Annotated in this window: 2 protein-coding genes; both read left to right on the top strand. The window is 52.5% G+C overall.

From position 1 onward, the window contains the following. Window positions 1-200: 200 nt before the first annotated feature. On the top strand, window positions 201-560 hold the full coding sequence (locus H8S55_RS13835; RefSeq protein WP_097773907.1) for a DUF3847 domain-containing protein: 360 nt from the start codon (window positions 201-203) through the stop codon (window positions 558-560). Continuing rightward, on the top strand, window positions 526-1,607 hold a 1,082-nt coding region (gene mobQ, locus H8S55_RS13830; protein WP_186879354.1), incomplete at its 3' end, for a MobQ family relaxase. The genes H8S55_RS13835 and mobQ, both read left to right, overlap by 35 nt.

Below are 1,607 nucleotides of genomic sequence, written 5' to 3'. Positions count from 1 at the left end.
CCTCAATGTAGGAAACATCTGTTTCTATGATACGAATGGAAATGTTGTGGAATATCTTCGCCAACAACTTTGACCAACTTCAATTTACCGAACTGAACACAACAACTGAATACCGAAAATCAGACTGTTGACTGGTCGCACTATGCGAAAAGTTGACGGTCTTTTTTTATCCGCAAAATCAAAAAAGGAGGTCAATTACAATGACAAAACCGAAAACCCTTGAACAGCTTCGAGCCGAAAAGGAACGAGCCGAGACGCAGCTTGCACAGGAACAGCACAAGCTGGAGCGTCTGGAGAACAGAAAGAAGTATCTGGAGAAAGGCGAACGCACCAAGCGCACCCACCGCCTTTGCAATCTGGGCGGAACGATTGAGAGCCTTGCCCCGGAGGTCAAAGATCTCACACGCACCGAAATGACAGAGCTGATGGAACACATCTTTTCTCTGTCCGAAGTCCAGCGAGCCGTCCGTCACATGGCGATTACCCACATCAGCCAAGCAAACAGAGAAAAGGAGTTGAAAGCCGATGGCACTATTTCATCTGAGCGTCACGCAGACTAAGCGAAGCGCAGGACAGTCCGCTATCGCTTCTGCTGCCTACCGAGCCGGGGAGCGATTGTATAGCGAGTATTACGGCGAATACAGCGACTACACCCGCAAGGGCGGCGTGATCTGCTCCAACATTCTCCTGCCGTCCCATGCACCGCCCGAATACGCAGACCGCCAGACCCTATGGAACGCCGTGGAAAAAGCCGAGCGTGGAAAGAACGCCCAGCTTGCATACAGCTTTGACATTGCCTTGCAGAATGAATTTTCCCTTGAGGAAAACATCGCTCTTGCAAGGCAATTTTTATTGGAGAACTTTGTGAGCCGGGGCATGGTGGTTGACTTCGCCGTACACCAGCCAGACCGGGAGGACGGCGGCATACCAAACCCGCATTTTCATGTGCTTTGCCCCATCCGCCCCATCGAGCAGAACGGCAAATGGGGACTAAAGCAACGCCGGGTGTATGAGCTGGACGAGGACGGCAACCGTATCCGAGACGCAGACGGAAAGTTTGTGTTCAACGCCGTTCCCACTACCGACTGGGGCAGTCCCAAAACGCTGGAACATTGGCGTGAAGCATGGGCGGAGCTATGCAATGCCAAGTTTGCGGAAAAAGGTATTGATGTTCGTATCGACCACCGGAGCTATGAGCGTCAGGGCGTGGAGCTTCTTCCCACCGTCCATGAGGGCGCAACCGTCCGGGCAATGGAGAAGAAAGGCATACGCACCGAGAAGGGCGAGTTCAACCGCTGGATCAAGGCAACCAATGCCGTTATCCGGGACATCAAGAAGAAAATCGCTCTCCTGTTCGATTGGATTGCCGAAGCAAAAGCAGAGCTTGCCAAGCCGCAGGCACCCGACCTTGTTTCTCTGCTGAACGCCTATTACACCCAGCGCAGAGCCGGGGCGTATTCGCAGAAAGGCAAGGTCAGCAATCTAAAGGAGATGAACGAGACTTTCAATTATCTCCGGGCAAACGGCATTTACTCCCTTGAAGATTTGGAAAGCCGTGTCAGCGAACACAGTGCTGCCACAGAGAGCTTGAAGAAAACGCTGGACGA

It is taken from the genome of Flintibacter faecis, from assembly GCF_014287875.1.
In the GTDB taxonomy this organism is placed as follows: domain Bacteria; phylum Bacillota; class Clostridia; order Oscillospirales; family Oscillospiraceae; genus Lawsonibacter; species Lawsonibacter faecis_A.
Note: the sequence above shows the minus strand (reverse complement) of the source record. Positions and strands in the feature narration are given on the sequence as shown.